This window comes from Rhizobacter sp. P5_C2 (assembly GCF_054049715.1).
In genome coordinates, this window is record NZ_JBFULV010000033.1 from 1 (window position 1) to 18,900 (window position 18,900).

Sequence of the window (18,900 nt, forward strand, 5' to 3'; positions counted from 1 at the left end):
GGCCCGGCGGCCGCGGGGCTGGGGGCGACGCCGGGCACCGAGCACCTGTCGGCCTTGCGCGAGGGCTACCTGCGGCTGCTCGGGAGCGAACGCGGCTTGCGCTTCCTTCGGCTGCAGACGGCGCAGGGCTTGTCGGAGGCGCTGACCGACCCGGCGCTCGCGAAGCCGGTGGTGGCGCGGGCCGACGGGCGGGTCGCGCTGGCGGCGCTGGCGTTCGTGTTGTTGTTGCTGCGCAGCGCGTGGCCGGCGGCGCAGCGGATGCGTCAGGCGCTGCGGAAGAAGCCATCGGCCGCGGCGAGTGCGGCGGCATCGGACTGAACCGTGCCGGGCGGGCCGCCCTTGCCCCACAGCGCGCCGGCGAACGGCATCGACAGGAAGCCGGCGCACAGCTGGGCGGAGTCGATCATCGGCTGCGCCTTCGCGCGGTCACCGCTGGTCGTCACGAGGTGCATGCGCTTGCGAGCCATCTCGGCCTTGAACGGCAGGCCCTCGATGCGCAACCACGCGCTCCAGTGGTCGAGGTAGGTCTTCAGCGAGCTCGGAAAGCTGTACCAGTAGACGGGCGACACCAGGACGAGATCGGTGCAGCCCATCGTCGCGTCGAGCAGCGAGCGCAGGTGGCCGTCGTCGGGCCAGGGGTAGGTGCCGACGGTGTGGCGCTGGTCGGTGAAGGATGGGACCGGCATGTGCGCGAGGTGCAGCCAGGTTTGCGTGGCGTCGGCAGGCAGGCTCTCGGCGGCGCGCCGGGCGAGCCATTCGGTGTTGCCGACGTGGCCGGGCTCGCGGGTGGAGGCGACGATGAAGAGGAAGTGGGGCATGGTCGGGTCGCGGCAACGAATGAAACGCACGCAGTGTTCCATGAAGTCGGCTTGAAGCACGCCGCACCGATACTTCCCCCCTACCGACATGAAACTGGAGTTCTCGATGCCCCGCTACGTTGCCCATCCCCTGTCCTGCTTCGCGCTCGTGCTGGGTGCCCTGATCGGATCGCCGGCCCAAGCCCAGACCGTCGAGGCGGTCACCGTCAACGAGTACGACGTCTTCGTCGATCCGCCGACCGCCTTCGCGTTCATCAAGCTGCCGACCGGCTGGAAGTTCATCGGCAAGCTCGATGCCGCGCAACTGCGCCAGCTGCCGCCTGGAACGCTGACCTCGCTGCTGCCGGCGGATGAAGAAGCGACGCGGCTCGCGACCGGATCGAAGCCTGTGTCGGTGAAGCGCAAGAGCTGACACGCACAGCCCCGTTGGGCTGAGCCTGTCGAAGCCCCGGCTCGATGCACACAGACCCTTCGACAAGCTCAGGGCGAACGGTTTTCCCCCCTCCGTTCGGGCTGAGCCTGTCGAAGCCCCGCCTCGATGCACACAGACCCTTCGACAAGCTCAGGGCGAACGGTTTGCCCCCGTCCGTTCGGGCTGAGCCTGTCGAAGCCCCGGCTCGATGCACACAGACCCTTCGACAGGCTCAGGGCGAACGGGGTTTCTTTGCAACGGCCTGGTCTCTCCAGGGACCTCTTGGGCTCAGGGCGAACGGGTTTTTCGGCCCAAGCCCTTCGCGCTGTCCAAGCCCTTCGCATCGGTCAGCACGATGTCATCCAGCACCGCATCGGTGAAATCGGCCCCGGTGACATCAGCCCCGCGCAGATCGGCGCCGGCCATCTTCGCGTTGAAGAAATTCACGCCGCGCAGGTTGGCGTTGACCAGCTTCGCGAACGACATCAGCGAGCGGTTCAAGTCCGCCCCTTCGAGGTCGGCCTCGCTCAGGTCGGCGCCCGACAGGTCGGTGCGCATCTGCCCCATGCCCTGGTTCTTGATGTTGACGCCGAGGTTGGCCCCGACCAGCTTCGCGCGCCGCAGATCGACCCCCGGAAAATCCGCGATGACGCGTGCCCCGCTCAGGTCGGCACCCGCGAACGTCGGCGGCTTCTTCACCTCGCCGCCCAGCACCACCACGCTGAGCAGGCTGCTGCCCACCAGCGTGGCCCCGCTGAAGTCGGTGCCCATCAGCCACGCGCCGTTCAGGTTGACGCGCGTCAGGTCGCAACCGTTGAAGCGGCTCAGCACCAGCTTCGACGCAAACAGGCTGGCCCCGGCGAGCCGCGCCTGGCGGAAATCGACGCGGCTCAAGTCGAGGTCGGACAGGTCGTGGCCCGACAGGTCGGCCGGCTGCTGCGCCGTGCCGGCCGCCAGCCGCTCGCGCACCTGCTCGACGGTGAGGGGCGCGGCCTGCGCGCCTCGGCTGCCGATGCCGAGCAGCGCGGACGCGATGCCGATGTTCCAGACCCTTCTGCGCATGGTGTTGGCTCCCGCGGAGCGATGATGCTGTGCGGTGCCGCGCAAAAGATCAAGGCCGTCAACCCTGCCGAGGAGACCGACATGTCGCAATGGCGCAAGAAGACCCCTGACGAAACCTACTCGACCGACGAGGTCGAGGCCCGCCTGAAGGCCGAGCTGCCGAGCTGGCACCTCGAGGACGGCTGGATCCGCCGCAAGTACAAGACCGGCGGCTGGAAGGGCACGCTGATGGTGGTGAACACCGTCGGCCACCTCGCCGAAGCGGCCTGGCACCACCCGGACCTCACGGTCTCGTTCGCCTTCGTCACCGTGAAGCTGATGAACCACGCGGCCAAGGGCATCACCGACAAGGACTTCGCGCTCGCCGCGAAGATCGAAGAGGTGGTGATGTGGCGGCCCGGCGCGGACGAAGGCTCGGCGCTGGAAGGCACGCCCGACGATCCGCGCTTCAAGTACATCAAGTACGACTGAAGCCGCCGCAGGACACTGTGTCCCCCGGCCGGGACAGGCGCGGGTTGCCGCGCGCCTTCCGCCCCCGCTTTTCCGGGGTAAACCCCAGCGGAACGGCGCTTGCTTACCCAGGCTCCAATGCCTGTCACCGCCGCCGACCCCCACCGCCTGCTGACGCTTCGCGCGCCGGGCCGATTGCACCTCGGGTTCCTCGATCCGGCCGGCACGCTGGGCCGCCGCTTCGGCAGCCTGGGGCTGGTGATCGATGGCCTCGCGACCGAGGTCGCGCTGAGCAGCGCACCACTCGACGAGGTGGTGACCGTGGAGCCCGCAGCGCAGGCCGAGCTCGAACGCGCCACCCGCTTCCTGCAGTTGCTGCGCGAACACACCGGCCTGCGTGCGCCGCTGCGCCTGCAGCTCACGCGCGTGCTGCCGCCGCATGCGGGTTTCGGCTCGGGCACGCAGCTCGCGCTCGCCATCGGCCGGGTGTTCGCGCACTGGCACGGCCTGGCACTCGGCAGCGCGACGCTCGCGCACTGGCTCGCGCGCGGGCTGCGCTCGGGCATCGGTATCGCCGGTTTCGACCAGGGCGGCCTGCTGCTCGACGGCGGCCCCGGCCCCGACGGCCTGCCGGCACCGCTGCTGTCGCGCATCGCCTTCCCGGCCGCCTGGCGCGTCATCGTGGTCCAGGACGATCGCCACCGCGGCCTGTCGGGTCCGCAGGAGAAGCAGGCCATCGCGACGCTGCCGCCCTTGCCGCAGGCGCTGTCGGCCGACATCTGCCACCAGGTGCTAATGCGCGTGCTGCCCGGTGCCGCGAGCGGCGAGTTCGCGCTGTTCGCGGCCGGCATCAACCGCGTGCAGCTGCTGCTCGGCGAGCACTTCGCGCCGGCCCAGGGCGGCGCGTACACCAGCGCGGCGGTGGGCCGCATCGTGCAGGCGATCGATGGCGCGGCCATCGGCCAGAGTTCGTGGGGACCGACCGGGTTCGCGATCCTGCCGTCGCAGGCGGCCGCCGAGGTGGCGGTGCAGGCGCTGCGCGCCACGCGCGCGCTCGAACCCGGCCTCACGCTGAGCATCGTCGCCGGCCTCAACCGCGGCGCGCTGCTCAGCGAGCACGCCTGCGAACCGCATTGATCGCATCGACCCCGGAGCTCGCGATGGAACGCCCCTACATCCTCCACCTGTTCACCCCGGGCCGGCAGGCCAGCCCGTTCGACGTCAACATGGCCGCCGACGCCGGCTACCAGGTGATCGCGCCCTACTGCGAGGTCGATCTCGACGGCATCGCCGCGCTGACGCAGGACGCGATCTTCTCGCGCGGCCCGAAGGGCGTCGCGCGCACCGGCCTCTTCATCGGTGGGCGCAACGCGATGCTCGCGACCGACATGCTCGAGCGCGCCCGCGCCGCGATGGTCAAGCCCTTCGTCGTGTCGGTGATGGCCGACCCGAGCGGCGCCTACACCACGGCCGCGGCGATGGTCGCCTGCACCGAGGCCGCGCTGCAGAAGCAGCATGGGTTCGGCCTGACCGGCCTGCGTGTGGTCGTGCTCGGCGGGCTGGGCCCGGTGGGCCGCATCGCGGGCGTGATCGCCGCACAGGCCGGAGCGCTGGTCTCGTTGTCCAGCCGCAGCGGTGCGGCCGCGGCCGAAGCCGCCGCGCATGAAACCGCCACGCGCTTCGGCGTCACGCTGCATGGCGTGTCGGGGGCCGACCCTGCGGCCGTGCGCGCATCGCTCGCCGACGCCGACGTGGTGCTGGCCTGCGCCGCGGCCGGCGTGCAGGTGGTCTCGGCCGATGACCTGAAGCAGGCCGGCCGGCTGAAGGTGGCGGCCGACGTCAACGCCGTGCCGCCGGAGGGCATCGCCGGCGTCGGCGTGATGGACGACGGCAAGGCGCTGGCCGGCAGCACGGCGGTCGGCATCGGCGCGCTCGCGGTCGGCAACGTCAAGTACCAGACGCAGCACCGCCTGCTGGTGCAGATGCGCGAGTCCGACAAGAAGGCGCTGGTGCTCGGTTTTCCGGAGGCGTTCGCGACCGCGCGCGCGTTCCTCGCGGAGCGTGCGGCCGGCGACGCCACGTGAAGGGCGTGCAGGACACGATCGCCGTGGCCGCGCTGTCCGCCCGCATGATGGCCGAAGCCGCGGTGCGCGACGGCTTCGACGTGGTCGCGCTCGACCTGTTCGGCGATGCCGACACGCGCGCCGCCGCGTCGCAGTGGATCAGCCTCGGCGAACCGGCGTCGCTCGAGATCGACGACGCGCTGACGCTGTCGGCCTTGCGCGAACTGGCGCGCCGCGGCGACGTCAGCGGCTGGATCGCCGGCAGCGGCTTCGAAGGCCGGCCGCGCCTGCTGGCCGAAGGCGCGCAGCTGCTGCCGCTGATCGGCACGCCGGTGTCTGCCGTGTGCCGCGTGCGCGACCCGGCGCTGTTCTTCGACCTGCTCGCGTCGCACGGCATCCGGCATCCGCCGGTGCGTCTCGGCGCCCTGGCGCGTTCGCTGCCCGATGACGGCGCGCGCTGGCTGGTGAAGGACGCCCTCGGCAGCGGCGGCTGGCAGGTGCGCGTCGCGACGCCGGGGCAAGTGGCCGAGCTGCCGGCGCAGCACTACCTGCAGCAGGAAGCGCCCGGCGTGCCGATGTCGGCCACCTTCGTCGCGAACGGGCGCCAGGCCATCGTCCTCGGCTTCAACGAGCTGACGGTGCGCCGCTTCGGCACGCGGCCGTTCGTGTTCTGCGGTGTCGTCGGACCGGTTGCGCTGGGCACCCTCGCCGCCTCGCGCGTGCAGGCCGCCGTGCGCGCGCTGACCACCGGCTTCGAGCTGCGCGGCCTGTGCAGCCTCGATTTCATGCGCGATGGCGACGAGATCGCGGTGCTCGAGGTCAACCCGCGCCCACCTGCCAGCCTGGCCTTGTACGGCGCCGGCGCGATGGCGGCCCATGTGCAGGCCTGCCTGCACGGCGTGCTGCCGCCTCCCCCGACGCCGACGCGGGTCGAGGGCCTGGAGATCGTGTTCGCGCGCCACGGCGGGCAGGTCGATGCGGCGCTGGCGCAGCGCCTCGCCAGCCGGCCCGACACGCACGACCACCCTCACGCCGGCACGCGTTTCGCGGCCGGCGACCCGCTGTGCAGCCTGAGCGCCAGCGGCCCCGATGCCGATGCGGTGCGCGCGGCCCTGCACCAGGCCCGCGAGGCCTTGCTGGACACCCTGGAGACACCGTCATGACCGAACTCAGCGTCAACACGCGGGCGCGTCCGCTGGTCGAGCGCCTCATCGCCGACGCCGACGCGCTGCAGGTGGCAGTGCGCCGCGACGAACGCGGCGTGTGCATCGTCGATGCCGGCATCGGCGTGCGCGGCAGCATCGCCGCCGGCCTGCTGGTCGGCGAGATCTGCATGGGCGGGCTGGGCCAGGTCGGGCTGCAGGCCGGCGAGCGGCACGGCTGGCCGACCTGGATCGAGGTGCGCAGCTCGCAACCGGTGCTGGCCTGCCTGGGCAGCCAGTACGCCGGCTGGAGCCTCGCGGCCACGAAGGAAGAAACCGGCGGCAAGAAGTTCTTCTCGCTGGGCTCGGGCCCGGCGCGCGCGCTGGCCGGCAAGGAAGACCTGTTCAACGAACTCGGCTACCGCGACCATGCCGACTGCGGCGTGCTGGTGATGGAGGTCGACCGGCCGCCGCCGACGGTGATCGTCGACAAGCTGCTGCACGACTGCGCACTGAAGGCCGACGGACTGACGATCGTGCTGACGCCGACCACCAGCCTCGCCGGCACCACGCAGATCGTCGCGCGCGTGCTGGAGACGGCCTTGCACAAGGCGCACACGCTGGGCTTTGCGCTGGCGCACGTCGTCGAGGGCGTGGCGACTGCACCGCTGCCGTCGCCGACACCCGACGGCGCGCAGGCGATGGGCCGCACGAACGACGCCATCCTGTACGGCGGCCAGGTGCACCTGGCGGTGCGCGGCGACGATGCGGCGGCGCGCGCGCTGGCGCTGACGCTGCCGTCCACCAACTCGCGCGACCACGGYCGCTCGTTCGCCGACATCTTCAAGGAGGCCGGCTACGACTTCTACAAGATCGACCCCGGCCTGTTCGCGCCGGCCGAGGTGTGGGTCAGCAACCTCGACAGCGGCAACACCTGGCACGGCGGTGCGCTGAACATGGCGCTGCTGCGGCAGCTGTGGTTGCAGGAGGCGTGATGCGCATCGCGATCATGACCGACGAGGTCGGCTGGCACACCCGGCAACTGCAGAGCGCCTTGCGTGCGCGCGGTGCGGTCGGGCGCTGCATCGACCTCGCCGATTGCCACATCGACACCACGCTCGCGTGGCACGGCCTCTCGCTGCCCGGCTTCGGCCGCGCGCTGCCCGATGCGGTGCTGGTGCGCGGCCTGGCGGGCGGCAGCTTCGAGCAGGTCACCAAGCGGCTCGGCGTGCTGCATGCGCTGCGCGAGCTCGGCGTGCCGGTCTACAACGACGCGCGGGCCATCGAGCGCAGCGTCGACAAGTCGATGACCAGCCTGCTGCTGCATGCGGCCGGCGTGCCGACGCCCCCCACCTGGGCCACCGAATCGCAGGCGCAGGCCCAACGCATCGCGATGCGCGAAGGCGCGGCCGGCCATGCGCTGGTGCTGAAGCCGCTGTTCGGCTCGCAGGGCAAGGGGCTGCAGCTGGTCGGCGAGGTCGACGGCGTGCACCACGCGCTGCCGCCGCTCGACAAGGGCTTCGGTTCGCTCGCCTACCTGCAGCGCTTCGTGCCGGCGACCACCTCGCCCGGCTTCGACTGGCGCGTGCTGGTGGTGGGCGGCAACGCGATCGCCGCGATGCGCCGCGTCAGTTCGCACTGGATCCACAACGTCGCGCAAGGCGCGCGCTGCGAACCGGCCGAGCTGACGCCCGGCCTCGCGCAACTTGCCGAGCAGGCCGCGGCGGCGCTGGACATGGACTACGCCGGTGTCGACCTGATCCCGTCGGCGCAGGGCACGCAGGTGATCGAGGTCAACGGCGTCGCGGCCTGGCAGGGCCTGCAGCGGGTGACCGGGTTCAGCATCGCGCGGGCGATCGTCGACGACCTGCTCGACCGCAAGTACGCGGTACAGCACGCGGCGCAGCGCGCGCTCGGCGACGCGGCGTGAACCTGCAGGTGCAGCGCGCGATGGACGCGGCGAAGGCCGCCTTCCTGTGCGCCTGCACGCTCGATGTGGCGGTGCGCAAGCCGGGCAACGTCAGCCTGCAGTCCGGCGGCCACCGCATGCAGGCGTCGATGTTCATCGACAGCGCCACCGCCGCCGCCGGGCCGCTGTTCAGGCGCGGCGCGGGCGTCGGCGAGCGCATCGAGGCCGCGGTCGAGGCCAGCTGGTCGGTGGCGCACTGCAACACCAACCTCGGCATCCTGCTGCTGTGCGCCCCGGTCGCGGTGGCGGTGGAGCGGTGGCCCGATGCGGTGGCGCCGGCGGCCTTGCAAGACGCCATCGGCGAGGTGCTGGCCGGCCTGAGCCTGGCCGATGCCGCACACGCCTACCGCGCGATCGCCCGCGCCAACCCCGGCGGCCTCGGCGAGGCACCGGCCGAAGACGTGCGCGCCGCGCCGAGCATCGATCTGCGTGCCGGGATGGCCTTGTCGGCCGGGCACGACCTGATCGCGCGGCAGTACCGCGACGGCTATGCCGATGTGTTCGGCGTCGCGCTGCCCGCGCTGGGTCCGGGCTTTGCATGCCCGCAGGGGGCCGGTTGCGTGTCGCCCGATGCAAGCACGACGGCCGCCGTGCAGCGGCTTTACATCGCGCTGCTCGGCAGCTTTTTCGATTCACACATTGTCCGCAAACACGGCGAGGCGGTGGCACAGACTGTCATGACCGCGGCGCACGGCTGGCGCGGCGCCGCCGCGATGGACGGCGAGCCGGCCTGGGCGGCCTGGGACGAATCGCTGAAGGCACGGGGCATCAACCCCGGTACCAGCGCCGATTTGACGGTGGTCACGCTGATGATCGCCGGCCTTGCGGCGCGGTGGCACGGAACGTGATAACAGCCGTGAAGCATTGGCGCCTCGCCAGTGTCGGGAACGTCCCCAGTCACGTCCCCCAGAAACGCAAACAGGAGATGACACAGCCATGGCCAAGATCGATCGCATGATGGTCGGGGAGTCGCTCGTCGGAGACGGCAATGAAGTTGCCCACATCGACCTGCTCATCGGGCCGCGCGGCAGCCCTGCCGAGAGCGCATTCGCCAACGCACTGACCAACAACAAGGACGGCTTCACGTCGCTGCTCGCAGTGGTGGCGCCGAACCTGTTGACCAAGCCCGCGACCGTGATGTTCAACAAGGTCACCATCAAGGGCGCCAAGCAGGCGGTGCAGATGTTCGGCCCGGCCCAGCGCGGCGTCGCGATGGCGGTGGCCGACTGCGTCGAGGACGGCACCATCCCGATGGCGGAAGCCGACAACTTGTTCATCTGCGTCGGCGTCTTCATCCACTGGCTGGCCGAAGACGACAAGAAGATCCAGGACTACAACTACCGCGCCGTCAAGGAGTCGATCAAGCGCGCGGTGGCCGGCTCGCCGACGGCCGAGGAAGTGGTCGCGAAGAAGGGGTCGAGCGCGCACCCGTTCGCTGCGGCCTGACCCTTCGACAAGCTCAGCGTGAGCGGGGGGTGGTGTCCGGCACCATCCCCGAACCGAGCAGCTGGACGACGGTCGCCGAGCGGCCGATCATCGGCACCGGGCTCGCCACGCGTTCGATCTGCACGCCGACCGACGCCACGTCGGCGAACTTGCGCGGCTTGACGACCTTCACGCGGACCCAGCTGGCGCCGAACTCGCCCAGCAGGATGTCGGCGATCGCCTCGGCCAGCGCCTCCAGCAGCTTCAGCTGGTGCTCGGCCAGCAGGCGCAGCAGGCGTTCGCGCACGACGCTGTAGTCGATGGTGTCGCTGATGCGGTCGGTGTCGCAGGCGCGCGCCCGCGGCACGCCGGCATGCACGTCGATCACCAGCGGCTGCGGGTGGTGGAACTCCGACTCGTGGATGCCGATGACCGTTTCGCCGGTGAGGCCTTCAATGAAGATCAGGTCGAGCGGAAGCGGCGCGTCCGGGGCGGTGCTCGGGGTGCGGCTGGGGTGGGTCATCGGGTCTCCGGTGTTGTGGGATAGGTCGATCACACCAGCCCGCCGCAAAAACCAGGCCACGCAATCGACTCATCGTTTCACCCGGTATGCAGGGCCCGGGATCGCACCAGAATCGGGGTCCTGCGTTACCAGGGAGCCCACATGACGCTGGTCTTGCGAACAGGCGACGATCGCCACGCCGAACACGTGATGGACGTGGTGCGAAGCGGCATCCACGATTCGGCGAACGACGTGGTGACGCAGTCGTGGAGCCGCTGCCTCAACGAGTACCGGCTGCACCCGGACAAGGCGCGCGAGCCGGCGGTGATCAGCCGCGCCGCGCTCGAGGAACGGCGCGAGCGCCAGGCCGACGTGATCGACTGCGCGCGCTACGAGATGACCACGCTGTACCAGCAGCTCGCCGATGCCGATTCGGCGGTGGTGCTGACCGACATCGACGGCGTGATCGTGCACATGGTGAGCTCGACCGAGTTCGCCGCCGAGATGGGCCCGCTGGGCCTGCGCCCCGGCGGCATGTGGAGCGAGACCGAGGCCGGCACCAACGGCATGGGCACCTGCCTGGCGTCCGCGGCACCGATCTCGGTGCGGCGCGAGGACCACTTCTTCACGCACTTCACCCAGCTCACCTGCTCGGCCGTGCCGGTGTTCGATCCGTCGGGCCACATCACCGCGGTGCTCGACGTCAGCAGCCGCTCCAGCATGATGCAGCAGCACCTGCTGGTGCTGCTGGGCATGACGGCGCGGATGATCGAGAACCGGCTGATCGACCGGCGCTTCCGCAACGCGCACCCGCTGCACTTCCACAGCCGGCCGGAGTTCGTCTACACGCTGCACGAGGGCAAGCTCGCGGTCGGCGACGATGGCCGCATCCTCGCGGCCAACCGCAGCGCGCTGTTCCAGCTCGGGCTGCAGTCGGTCGACGAGATCCGCTCGCGCCACATCGAGGACCTGTTCCAGAACTCGCTCGAAGACATGCTGCGGCGCAGCACGCAGTCGTCGTTCCACCCGATCGTGACCTTCCGCGCGAATGCGGCGCTGCGCTTCTTCGCGGTCGCGCGGCGGCCGGCCACCGAATCGGACCTGCCGTCGCAGGCGCTGGCCACGACGACCGTGCCTCGCCTCGCGCCCCGCAGCGCGCTGCCGCGCCCGGCGGCGCAGCCACCGACCTTCAAGGACGCGCGGCTGGCCGCCCACTTCGAGACGGCGCGCCGCGTGATCGCGCGCCAGACGCCGGTGCTGCTGTGCGGCGAGACCGGTTCCGGCAAGGAGGTGTTCGCCCGCGCGGTGCACGAGGCCAGCCCGCATGCGGGCGGCACGTTCGTCGCGATCAACTGCGCGAGCCTGCCGGAGACGCTGATCGAATCCGAGCTGTTCGGCTACCGCGCCGGCGCCTTCACTGGCGCGCAGCGCACCGGCCGGCGCGGCAAGATTTTGCAGGCCGACGGCGGCACGCTGTTCCTCGACGAGATCGCCGACATGCCGATCGACCTGCAGGCCCGCCTGCTGCGCGTGCTCGACGAGCGCCAGGTCACGCCGCTGGGCACCGAGGAAACGCACGCGGTGGACTTCCAGCTGATCAGCGCCAGCCACCAGCACCTGCCCGAGCTGGTGCGCGAGGGGCGCTTCCGCGAAGACCTGTACTACCGGCTCTCCGGGATCGAGCTGGTGCTGCCGGCGCTGCGCGAACGCAGCGACCGGCGCGAGCTGATCCGCAGCGTGCTCGAAGCCGAAGGCGGCCGCGGCACCACGCTGAGCGCCGAGGCCGAGCGCATGCTGATGGACTACGCCTGGCCCGGCAACATCCGCCAGTTGCGCCATGTGCTGCGCACCGCGGCGGCGCTGGCCGACGGCGACACCATCGTCTGCGCGCACCTGCCGGCCTTGCAGGACAGTGCCGCGGCGGCGCCACCGGCGCATGCGGCCGCCAGCACCGCGCCGCTCGCGTTGCCCACACCGGTGACGACGATCGCGGCGTTGCCACCGGCGGGATCGGCCGCAGGATCGGCAGCACAGTCGGGCGCCGAGCACCCGGCGGTGCCCTACAAACTGAACCCGATCCAGGCGAACGAACGGCAGGTGCTGCTGCAGATGCTGGAGCAGCACCGCTGGAACGTGAGCAATGTCGCCAAGGCGCTCGATGTCAGCCGAAACACCCTTTACCGCAAGCTCCACAAGCTCCACATCGAGATCTCGCATCCCGAGTGATGCGGCGCCGCAGGGCGATGACGACGCGGCGCCCGTCGATGCGGCGCCGCGCTCGCGCTTTGCGTGGTGCATCACCGGCTCGGGCCACGGGCTGGACGAATCGATCGCGCTGGCCGCGCGGCTGCCGGCCTGCGACCTGTTCCTGTCGGCCGCCGGCGAAGAGGTGTTGTCGATCTACAAGATGCCGCTCGACGAGCTGAAGCAGCGTTTTCGGATCTTCCGCGACAAGACCGCGAGCGGCGTGCCGGTGGGCATGCTGTACGACGACGTCTATCACACGGTGGTGCTCGCGCCGGCCACCAGCAACACGGTGGCCAAGTGCGCGTTCGGCTTCAGCGACACGCTGCCGACCAACATGTTCGCGCAGGCCGGCAAGCTCGGCATCCCGGGCATCGTGTTTGCATGCGACACCGAACCGGTGGTGGTGACGAAATCGCCGCACGACTGGGTGACGCTGCGGCCGCGGCGCATCGAACTCGACAACGTGGACCGCCTTCGTGCCATCGACTTCTGCCATGTGGTGTGCTCCCCCGCCGAACTGGAGGCCGCGCTCGACGCGCGCCTGAAGGAGCTCGCCCTCGCATGGACCAGCCCGTAGAACACATCGTCTTCCTGACCGGCCACCTGGCCCGGCCGGCGCTGGAGCGGGTGCTGGGCGGCATCGACGCTGCTCCCTTCACGTGGGAGGTGCGCGACCTCGGGCTGCAGGTGGCGGCGCTGATGACGGCCGAGATGATCGCACGCCGCGTGCCCGGGCCGGTGCAGGCCAACCGTATCCTGGTGCCGGGGCGCTGCCGCGGCGACCTCGACGCGCTGACGCAGCACTACGGCATACCGGTGCAGCGCGGGCCCGAGGAGCTGAAGGACCTGCCGCGCTTCTTCAACCGCGCCGCGAAGCCGATGGACCTGAGCGAGTACGAGGTCGCGATCTTTGCCGAGATCGTCGATGCGCCGAAGTTGTCGGTCGACGGCATCGTCGCGCGCGCGCGGCAGCTCAAGGCCGATGGCGCCGACGTGATCGACCTCGGCAGCCTGCCGGCGACGCGCTTCGACCACCTGGCCGACAGCGTGCAGGCGCTGAAGGCCGAAGGTTTCTCGGTGAGCGTCGACTCGAACGATGCGCAAGAGTTGCTGCGCGGCGGACGCGCCGGGGCCGACTATTTGCTGAGCCTGACGATTGACACGCTGTGGGTGGCCGACGAGGTGGATTCGGTGCCGGTGCTGATCCCGCGCACGCCGGCCGACGAGGCTTCGCTGCACGAGGCGGTGGAGCGGATGCAGGCGAGCGGCAAGCCGTACTTCGCCGATTCGATCCTCGACCCGATCCCGTTCGGGCTGACGGCCTCGATCGTGCGCTACCACCGGCTGCGCGAGCGCTTTCCGGACGCGCCGATCATGATGGGCATCGGCAACGTGACCGAGCTGACCGAGGCCGACACCAGCGGCATCAACGCGCTGCTGTTCGGCATTGCCGCCGAGCTGAACGTGGCCGCGGTGCTGACCACGCAGGTGAGCCAGCATGCGCGCCGCGCGGTGCGCGAGGCCGACTGGGCGCGCCGCATCATGCACGCCGCGGCCAGCCACGGCAGCCTGCCGAAGGGCATCAGCGATGCGCTGATGACGGTGCATGCGAAGCACCCGTTTCCCGACACGCCGCAGGAGATCGCCGAGACGGCGGCGCAGGTGCGCGACCCGAACTTCCGCGTGCAGGTGTCGCCGCTGGGGCTGCACGTGTACAACCGCGACGGGCTGCGGCTGGGGCAAGGCGCGTTCGAGCTGTGGCCGCAGCTGAAGCTGGAGGACGACGCGGCGCATGCGTTCTACATGGGCGTGGAGCTGGCGCACGCCGAGATTGCGTGGAAGCTGGGCAAGCGCTACGTGCAGGACCAGCCGCTCGACTGGGGCGCGGCGGTTGAGACGGGCCCGCAGGACCTGAGCGGATGGTGCGCGCCGGGCACGACGATGGCCACCGGCAAGGCCCGCAACGGAAGCGACCGATGAACGACGTGATCTACGAGACGGTGGTGACGACGGTGTCGGCCGAGGGCGTGCCGCATGTGGCGCCGATGGGCGTGCGGTATCAGGGTGGGCAGGTGGTGCTGATGCCGTTCAAGCCTTCGGCGACGCACGACAACATCGTCGCCACCGGGCATGCGGTGTTGAACCTGCTGACGGACACGCGGGTGTTTGCTGGATGCGTGACGGGGCGCAAGGTGTGGCCGCTGGTGGCTGCCGACACGATCCCCGGCCAGCGGCTGGCGAGCGCGCTCGGGCATGTGGAGTTGAGGCTGGCCGAGCGGCGCGATGACGTGCAGCGGCCGGTGCTGCTGATGGCGCGGGTGCACGAGGTGACGCATGCGCCGTTCATTGGATTCAACCGCGCGCAGGCGGCGGTGATCGAAGGGGCGGTGCTGGTCAGCCGGCTGCACATGCTGGCGGCGGAGAAGATCGATGCGGAGATGGGGTATCTGCAGATTGCGATCGACAAGACGGCGGGGGAGGAGGAGCGGGAGGCTTGGGGGTGGTTGCGCGAGGCGGTGGCGCGGCATCGCGCGGGCTTGAAGGAGGTGGGGTGATGCGGCTGCTGGTCAGTGTGAGGAGCGTGGACGAGGCCTTGCTGGCGGCGGAGGGCGGAGCGGATTTCATTGACCTGAAAGAGCCGCGCGACGGAGCGCTGGGCGGGCTGCCGGTGGCGACGATCCGCGCGATCGTGCAGGTGCTGCGCGAACGCGGCATCGGGCTGCCGATCAGCGCGACGATCGGCGATGTGGGGATGCATCAGGCGGCTCTCATCGCTGCGCGTGTGGAGGCCGTGGGCGCGTGCGGGGTCGACTACGTGAAGGTCGGCATCGAGCGTTCGCCACATGCCGCGGGGGTGCTCGACATGCTGGGTGGCAGTCGCCACGCGGTGGTGCCGGTGTTCGTCGCCGACGCCGGGCTCGATTTCGAGCTGGTCGCGCAGGCCTGCCGGCTCGGCTTTCCGGCCGTGATGGCCGACACCGCCGACAAGCGCGCGGGCAGCCTCTTCGCGTGCGTGGCGATGCCGGAGTTGCAGCGGTTCGTCGCGACCGTACGGCAGGCCGGCAAGTTGGTCGGACTGGCTGGCGCACTGCGCCTGCCGGACCTGCCAACGCTGGGGGAGCTCTCGCCCGACTTCGCCGGGTTTCGCAGCGCGGTGTGTGGTGGTGATCGAGCTTCGGCGCTTGACCTTCAACGGGTGCGAGGGCTGGTTGAGCAACTGGCCATCGGCAACGTCCCGGCCACAGCTCAGTTGTCCGAAGCATCACTACATTTTTCGGACATCCCGGCCCTGCAGCAGCTACTCTGAAGCGCCATCGCCACTCCGACTTCAGAGTAGATTTCAGAGTCCGTTTGGTGAGCCGCCCCACTCCGTACGCCGTCGAGCGATGCGCTTGAGCATTCGCCCTGCGAATTCTGTGCTGCCGGACGTCCGCTCTATGGCGCAATGACTTCTTCGACGGCTACGTTCGTGGCTGAATGCTTTCGCACAGCCACGATCCGCTGCCGTCGTTCGCCTTGGGCGCTCGAAGGACCGCAATGCAGCGGTTGCGGTCGGTCGCTTCAAGCTATCGACCGTCAGCTTGCTGCCTCAACGCGGACGCTGCAGCACTCCGGAGGTAGCCGAACGATCGGCCCAACGACGCGGCACCCACGGACGCTCGTCACGCGCCGTGCGGCCAGCGCATCGGGTGCGTTGAACGTCCGCTGTGCGCCTGCGCGAACTGGCACTATCGACCCAAAGGGGGCCGTCACGCTATTGGATCGTGAGGCCGAAAGCGGCCTCTCGTTGTTCACCTGCGCGGCGTGCCGCAGTCGCGTCCGCTTACAGGAATGAGTGGGCTCCATTCCAAAGGTCCAGACAGCACGAACACCTTCGTGCCACTAGCTTGACTTGACAATGTCCCCCCGTTCGGGAAGCGCTGTTGCCAGCACTCGAGAAAAACCAAGATCGAAGTGCGTCAAGAGCATCTCAATAAAACGACCGTGATAAACGCCATATATCGTCTTGGACATAGTCGTGTTTCGAGGTGCAAGTATTACAAAGACTAGCCCATCCGACTCCACCAGAGGTCGAAACCACGCTTGACGATTCCATTGCGCAGGCGAATGCGTAAAGTCGCCATCGCTATCGTATTTCCATGTTTCTACCGAACCTCGATCTATCGCCTCTTTAATATTGGCGAGTAGTTTTCTGGGGTCTCCGCTCGTGACAATAATAGCCATTGAATTTCAACCTTTTGGTGTGGTCACCGGCTTTTCTGGAGATTCCGAGGACTTTAGTTCGTCGCGGCTTGAATAGTTCGAGAATGACGTGTTAGAACCAAGCGCTTTTTCTGAGTCGACGTATTCAGTCTTCGGCTTGTCGCCCACATCTGATTCAGTCTGAGACTCGCTTCTTTCTCGAACTTCTTCGAGCGCTTCTGGCGTCACCCGCTGTTGAAGATGCTGCTCTGCGTACCTCATGAATTCTTCCAGAGTGTACATGTAGAAGGGCTGTTGGCAGGCATCCCAGTATTCGGCCAGCAGCTCCGGCCGCGGACCGAGTCGACGGTCACGATTGAAGATGTGCCACCAATCCTCTTTGTGATCATCCGTTATAAGAATCGCTGGGGTATTTTTCGCGCGTCCGTATGCGAGTATTTCCTTCCAGCCAAAGTAATCACCAAAAGCATCCGGCTCCGGCTTCTTCGAATCGGAATACCCAGGCGGTATCTTGAGAGGGTATCTATTTCGCGCCTCTGTACATCGTACTGAGTATTCCTCGGCTGTCGGCGCCGCCCCCACCCGGCCCGCAAGCATCTGGGATACGACACCGAAGATCGGATCGTTAGAGAATAATAGCTCATGCTCTTTTCGTCCCGCCTCAAGCTCTGCACAGATGCGTTTAAGGTCCGATAGGGATCGCCGCGGGACGAAGGGGTGCCTATGTTTGACGCGGAGTCTCTGGTCTAGAAGTGTCAATAACTCGGTGTGCGCGGTCGAATAACTTGTGACCTGTTCTGAAATAGATTTCGCACGATTGCGCTGATACTCGCGCGCGAATTGATGCGGCACCCAGAGCCGCTGTTCAATTGATCTGAGCAAAGCCAATAGCTGAATTCGGGTTTCGCCGGAGTAACCGTACATGTTCAGCAAGACATTGGCATCTAGCACAAAGACGCACGTCTTCCAAAGCTCGGTGAACTCTTCCTCTGACGGACGGTAGTAACCGCGAAATGTTGATTTCATGGGGACCTATTGAAGTGTCAACGAGAGAGGCGGTGCGTCAAACTTGGTGTTAGGACGCTCCGCCGCAACTTTACGCTGCGGCCAGCCTCCATCGGGCTCATGTCGCACTGTGCAACAGACAGTACCGGTCTCTCCTTTCACTGCAGCCGGTACGGTCCGCCGCGCATTGAGCTCCGCTGAAGCAGTCGTTCTTTTGGGACCGCTCGTGGCCGATTGTCGCCGGTCGATGATGGCGCCCACCAGCGCGCAGGCAATCCGGAGCGATCAGTCGACGCACTCACCGGTGTGGCTGAACGCAGCCGATCTTGCCTTGTGGGCGCTACGCGTTGCTGCTGGGCCGCGACAAGTTCTCCTGCAGTCGGCTCAAAACCTCAACGCGTTGAAACTCAGTCAGGCCAGGACTTCGGCCGGATTTCCACAGCACTGCAAGAGCCGACAAATCCGCCAGCTGGGCTAGGACAGGAAGCGCGAATTTCTGCGTCCGGTTGGCGATGTCGGCGGCTGCTGCCGCGGCCTCACCGGAGGAAGCAACGTGCCACCAGAGATCCTTGCTTTCCGGCGATAGCGAGCCCAACCTCGTTCGCCAATGCGCCAGCGCGATGGACGGCTTGGTGATATCGCGCACGTCCGGGTAGACCAACTCAGGCGCGAAGACACCGACGTTGACGGTGAACTTCGCTTCGTTCGCATTGTTGTCGTTCGATCCCTGCACCTCGATGAGGTGTACGACCTTTCCGCGATCGAGTTGGAAGAGCGACGACATCTTTCGAAAGCCGCGTGGCTGCAGCACCGTCTGCAGCGCAGTGAGGATCGGGCGCTTAAGTTCGGCTGCAGTCATAGCGTCTCAGCCTACCCGAAAGCCGGCGTTGGTGGCCGACAGCTTGTGGCCGGCTGAAGACGCGCGGGCTCAAGCTGCTGGTGGCCTCGAAACGATCCAAAGCGGTCACGGACCGCGCCGAGTCCAACGCCCGAAATTCGGCGTTCATTTCTCGCCGTGAATTCCACCTTTGCGCATGATGGTGTATGTCCGTGAGGCGCCCGCTCCGGCACCAAACACCTCATACCTGCGCATGTCGAGCCGCCCCGCCAGCAGTGGGGGAAGGCTCCAAACTCGCTCGCCGAACGGCTCGACTGGAAACGGCGTGCCGTTGGGGTTGGGCGTATGAACGTACACCGCGTCACTTGCCGAATCGCTTGGCGTCACGATGGCGAAAACTTGGTGCTCGCCGTGGAAGCTCGCCAACTCCGCYTGCGCCCGCCTGAAGGCGTGCAGCAAGACCGCGAGGTGACGACGGCGGTCTCGCCAACTGGCATTCCCTGCGCCATCCCAGTCGAAGTGCTGGTGCCAGAGGTCGCACCATCCCTTCCGCGCCATATTCACCCTGTAAGTGCGCGCCTTGCGCCATATGCCCGTGTAGTAAGTGGCGATCGGCGAACGCGGAAGCGGCTTCGTCACCCGTAGCTTGTTCATCGATTCACTTTACCGAAAGGAGTCTCTCGTGACCGACCGCGCCTGGCCGGCTGCGGGTGCAGGCGCGACCGGAATCCCCCGCCCATAATCTGCGCTCCACTGCGACGCCC

At 68.3% G+C, this 18,900-nt stretch carries 20 protein-coding genes and 1 pseudogene; 15 read left to right on the forward strand and 6 right to left on the reverse strand.

The genetic code is table 11. The annotated features are described in order from the left end of the window. Positions 1–318: pseudogene (locus ACXJLU_RS14210) on the forward strand (hypothetical protein); the annotation flags it as partial. Here the strand turns inward: ACXJLU_RS14210 and ACXJLU_RS14215 are convergent. Then, complete coding sequence (locus tag ACXJLU_RS14215; RefSeq protein ID WP_457331901.1) at positions 264–818, reverse strand: flavodoxin family protein; 555 nt, start codon at positions 816–818, stop codon at positions 264–266. The pseudogene ACXJLU_RS14210 and the gene ACXJLU_RS14215 overlap by 55 nt on opposite strands. 106 nt (positions 819–924) lie before the next feature. Here ACXJLU_RS14215 and ACXJLU_RS14220 point away from each other — a divergent pair, with 106 nt between their 5' ends. Then, positions 925–1,230 carry a hypothetical protein gene (locus tag ACXJLU_RS14220; protein ID WP_457331903.1) on the forward strand — a complete coding sequence of 102 codons (306 nt, stop codon included), beginning with the start codon at positions 925–927 and terminating at the stop codon, positions 1,228–1,230. A 288-nt stretch (positions 1,231–1,518) separates the two neighbouring features. On the opposite strand, the gene ACXJLU_RS14225 is transcribed toward ACXJLU_RS14220, so the two are convergent. Beyond that, complete coding sequence (locus ACXJLU_RS14225; protein WP_457331905.1) at positions 1,519–2,292, reverse strand: pentapeptide repeat-containing protein; 774 nt, start codon at positions 2,290–2,292, stop codon at positions 1,519–1,521. 81 nt (positions 2,293–2,373) lie between these two features. Here ACXJLU_RS14225 and ACXJLU_RS14230 point away from each other — a divergent pair, with 81 nt between their 5' ends. The 8 genes from ACXJLU_RS14230 to fae all read left to right on the forward strand — a co-directional run bounded on the left by ACXJLU_RS14230 (position 2,374) and on the right by fae (position 9,362). Then, positions 2,374–2,763 (forward strand): 4a-hydroxytetrahydrobiopterin dehydratase, encoded by a 390-nt coding sequence (locus tag ACXJLU_RS14230; RefSeq protein ID WP_457331907.1) that lies wholly within the window; start codon positions 2,374–2,376, stop codon positions 2,761–2,763. Between the two features lie 117 nt (positions 2,764–2,880). Continuing rightward, entirely contained in the window at positions 2,881–3,879 is a 999-nt protein-coding gene (locus ACXJLU_RS14235) for a beta-ribofuranosylaminobenzene 5'-phosphate synthase family protein (RefSeq protein WP_457331909.1), read from the forward strand. Between the two features lie 23 nt (positions 3,880–3,902). Next, on the forward strand, positions 3,903–4,826 hold the full coding sequence (locus tag ACXJLU_RS14240) for an NAD(P)-dependent methylenetetrahydromethanopterin dehydrogenase (RefSeq protein WP_457331911.1): 924 nt from the start codon (positions 3,903–3,905) through the stop codon (positions 4,824–4,826). Beyond that, positions 4,823–5,968, forward strand: coding sequence for an ATP-grasp domain-containing protein (locus tag ACXJLU_RS14245; RefSeq protein WP_457331913.1), 1,146 nt, complete (start codon positions 4,823–4,825; stop codon positions 5,966–5,968). The genes ACXJLU_RS14240 and ACXJLU_RS14245 overlap by 4 nt, the downstream gene beginning before the upstream one ends. Then, complete coding sequence (gene mch / locus ACXJLU_RS14250) at positions 5,965–6,942, forward strand: methenyltetrahydromethanopterin cyclohydrolase (RefSeq protein ID WP_457331915.1); 978 nt, start codon at positions 5,965–5,967, stop codon at positions 6,940–6,942. Before ACXJLU_RS14245 ends, mch begins: the two co-directional genes overlap by 4 nt. Further along, positions 6,942–7,877, forward strand: a complete 936-nt coding sequence (locus ACXJLU_RS14255) for an ATP-grasp domain-containing protein (protein ID WP_457331917.1) — start codon at positions 6,942–6,944, stop codon at positions 7,875–7,877. The genes mch and ACXJLU_RS14255 overlap by 1 nt, the downstream gene beginning before the upstream one ends. Before the next feature lie 20 nt (positions 7,878–7,897). Then, a complete protein-coding gene (locus tag ACXJLU_RS14260; RefSeq protein ID WP_457332023.1) occupies positions 7,898–8,764 on the forward strand; it encodes a triphosphoribosyl-dephospho-CoA synthase in 867 nt (288 codons plus the stop codon). 88 nt (positions 8,765–8,852) lie between these two features. Then, positions 8,853–9,362, forward strand: coding sequence for a formaldehyde-activating enzyme (fae, locus tag ACXJLU_RS14265; protein WP_073467530.1), 510 nt, complete (start codon positions 8,853–8,855; stop codon positions 9,360–9,362). A 13-nt stretch (positions 9,363–9,375) separates the two neighbouring features. Here fae and ACXJLU_RS14270 read toward each other — a convergent pair whose 3' ends face one another. Then, positions 9,376–9,864, reverse strand: a complete 489-nt coding sequence (locus ACXJLU_RS14270) for a dihydroneopterin aldolase (RefSeq protein WP_457331919.1) — start codon at positions 9,862–9,864, stop codon at positions 9,376–9,378. A 141-nt stretch (positions 9,865–10,005) separates the two neighbouring features. Here ACXJLU_RS14270 and ACXJLU_RS14275 point away from each other — a divergent pair, with 141 nt between their 5' ends. The 5 genes from ACXJLU_RS14275 to ACXJLU_RS14295 are packed head-to-tail and all read left to right on the forward strand — an operon-like array spanning position 10,006 to position 15,397. Next, entirely contained in the window at positions 10,006–12,069 is a 2,064-nt protein-coding gene (locus ACXJLU_RS14275) for a sigma-54-dependent Fis family transcriptional regulator (protein ID WP_457331921.1), read from the forward strand. Next, on the forward strand, positions 12,002–12,667 hold the full coding sequence (locus ACXJLU_RS14280; RefSeq protein WP_457331923.1) for a flavoprotein: 666 nt from the start codon (positions 12,002–12,004) through the stop codon (positions 12,665–12,667). Before ACXJLU_RS14275 ends, ACXJLU_RS14280 begins: the two co-directional genes overlap by 68 nt. Next, positions 12,652–14,070 (forward strand): DUF6513 domain-containing protein, encoded by a 1,419-nt coding sequence (locus tag ACXJLU_RS14285; protein ID WP_457331925.1) that lies wholly within the window; start codon positions 12,652–12,654, stop codon positions 14,068–14,070. Before ACXJLU_RS14280 ends, ACXJLU_RS14285 begins: the two co-directional genes overlap by 16 nt. Beyond that, positions 14,067–14,645 carry a DUF447 domain-containing protein gene (locus ACXJLU_RS14290; protein WP_457331927.1) on the forward strand — a complete coding sequence of 193 codons (579 nt, stop codon included), beginning with the start codon at positions 14,067–14,069 and terminating at the stop codon, positions 14,643–14,645. The genes ACXJLU_RS14285 and ACXJLU_RS14290 overlap by 4 nt, the downstream gene beginning before the upstream one ends. Then, a complete protein-coding gene (locus ACXJLU_RS14295) occupies positions 14,645–15,397 on the forward strand; it encodes a (5-formylfuran-3-yl)methyl phosphate synthase (protein WP_457331929.1) in 753 nt (250 codons plus the stop codon). Before ACXJLU_RS14290 ends, ACXJLU_RS14295 begins: the two co-directional genes overlap by 1 nt. A gap of 923 nt (positions 15,398–16,320) precedes the next feature. Here the strand turns inward: ACXJLU_RS14295 and ACXJLU_RS14300 are convergent. The 3 genes from ACXJLU_RS14300 to ACXJLU_RS14310 form a co-directional block, all read right to left on the reverse strand. After that, positions 16,321–17,319: a PIN-like domain-containing protein gene (locus ACXJLU_RS14300; protein WP_457331931.1), complete on the reverse strand. Its 999-nt coding sequence runs from the start codon at positions 17,317–17,319 to the stop codon at positions 16,321–16,323. A gap of 319 nt (positions 17,320–17,638) precedes the next feature. Next, positions 17,639–18,157 (reverse strand): DUF4304 domain-containing protein, encoded by a 519-nt coding sequence (locus ACXJLU_RS14305; RefSeq protein ID WP_457331933.1) that lies wholly within the window; start codon positions 18,155–18,157, stop codon positions 17,639–17,641. A gap of 144 nt (positions 18,158–18,301) precedes the next feature. Next, positions 18,302–18,790 carry a hypothetical protein gene (locus ACXJLU_RS14310; protein WP_457331935.1) on the reverse strand — a complete coding sequence of 163 codons (489 nt, stop codon included), beginning with the start codon at positions 18,788–18,790 and terminating at the stop codon, positions 18,302–18,304. Positions 18,791–18,900 lie beyond the last annotated feature (110 nt).